The 1,807-nt window shown below is 70.1% G+C and carries 1 protein-coding gene; it reads right to left on the bottom strand.

The genetic code is table 11. From position 1 onward, the window contains the following. Positions 1-173: 173 nt before the first annotated feature. Complete coding sequence (istA, locus tag ABZ671_RS32670; RefSeq protein ID WP_357865413.1) at positions 174-1,676, bottom strand: IS21 family transposase; 1,503 nt, start codon at positions 1,674-1,676, stop codon at positions 174-176. Positions 1,677-1,807: the final 131 nt, after the last annotated feature.

The following is a 1,807-nucleotide window of genomic DNA, read 5'->3' on the forward strand; positions in this document are numbered from 1 at the left end:
CTCCGCGAGGAGCACCCGCACTACCTCGGCCGGGTCCCAGCGTTGCGCTTTCGCGGTGGGGATCAGGTCGGCCATGGCCCGGCGCAGGTGCGGCAGTTTCAGCCGCCGGGTGAGTTCGATCGCTTCGGTCAGGGGGTCACCGGCCGGGCCGGTGACCCGCGAGGGGGTGATAGTCACTGTTCTCCAGTCGTCGTGCCGAAGGTCGACCAGGCGGAGGTGCCTGGTTGCAGGCTGTGGGTTTCACTGGCCCGGGTTGGTGGGGCGTCGTCGTCGCGTTGGTGGGAGAGGATGCGGATCAGGTCGTTGTCGGCGAACCGGCCCGCCAAAGCGGCGGTTCCGAGGGCTCGGTCGACTTGGTCGACGCCGTGCAGTTTGGCGAGGGCGACGGCTTCGGCCATCTTGCGGCGGACTCCGCGGACGCCGGCGGCTGCGGCTTCGACCAGCCAGGCGGCGGCGCCGGGGCCGAGGGCGAGGAACGCGGCCTCGTCGGCGGTGCGGGCTCGCGGCATCCGCTCGGCCGTGTCGGACTGGCGTGATCGGGGCGGGTAGTGCTCGTCGAGGATTGACGGGCGTCCGGGCTGGGCCCGCTGGTGGCGGGCGACCTCGGCTGGGCCGGTGTCGGTGACGGCGGTGACGATGAGTTCGTCGCCGTGGAACCGGGCCCAGACCCGGGTGTCGACCAGATGGTGCGGGACTGAGTAGCGGACTCCGTCGACGGAGATGGTGCAGTCCCAGTTCACCCGGCGGGTGGTGCCGAACGCGACCGTGAACGGCTGGGCTGGCAGTGGGTGCAGCCGCATTCGTTCCTCGAGGAGGGCTTCGGCCGGGCGGCGGCGGGTGTCGCGGTGGATCCGGGCGTTGACCTCGTCGGTGAATTCGCGGCAGGCCGTCTCCAGCTCAGCGAACGTGCGGTACTGGTCGAGCAGGTTCGCGCTGGTGGGGACCAGGTCCGCCTTGGCGATCTTCACGGTGTTCTCGGCGCCGCCTTTGGACTGCGGGTCTGCCGGCACGCAGGTGCGGATCGTCATCCCGTAATGCCGGGCGACCTGCACGATCTCTGGGTTGCGGACCGCGATGTCCGCGACGTGCTCGACCGTGATCGTTTTCTCGTTGTCGGTCAGCACATATGCCGGCACCCCGCCGAGGCGTCGCAGGGTGGCGTCGAGGCAGGCCACGACCGTCGGCAGGGTCTTGTCCAGCACCGGGATCACGACCCGGAACCTCGACCAGGGCAGCCACGCGCACCACAACGTGGTCCGCCGGCCGCCGATACGCGGTCCTTCGCCCCAGTCGAACTGCAGCCACAGCCCCGGCTCCGGGATCCATGGCCGGAACACCCGCCGCTGACCGGCCTGCCAGGACTTCTTCACCGCGGCGACCGCCCGGCGGGTGGTGCGTTCCCCGCCGGCGAAGCCCATCGCGGTGATCCGCCGGTGGACCACATCGGCGCGGACCCGGCCACCTGAACGGGCCACCAGTTCCTCGATCTTGTCCATGAACTCGTCGATCGGCCGAGCCCGCTGCGTCCGCTCCTCGGGGCTGCGCCCCTCGGCCCGCAACTTCACATACCGGGCCACGGTGTGGTGGTCACACCCGGCCAGCTCGGCCGCCGCACGGTAACTACCCGTGAGGTCGTACGCCTCCAAGATTTCCACGATCTCCCTGCCGCGTTTCACGCCGCCGACCCTCGCCGACCAGCGTCTCGTCATGATCAGCGGGGAGATATCTGGCCATCCACGGGGAGAACCCTGGCCATCAGCGGGGCGGTAAATGGCCGCCTATGGGGATCTTTCACTGGCCGCGGACA

This window comes from Micromonospora sp. NPDC006766 (assembly GCF_040636055.1).
In the GTDB taxonomy this organism is placed as follows: Bacteria; Actinomycetota; Actinomycetes; order Mycobacteriales; family Micromonosporaceae; genus Micromonospora.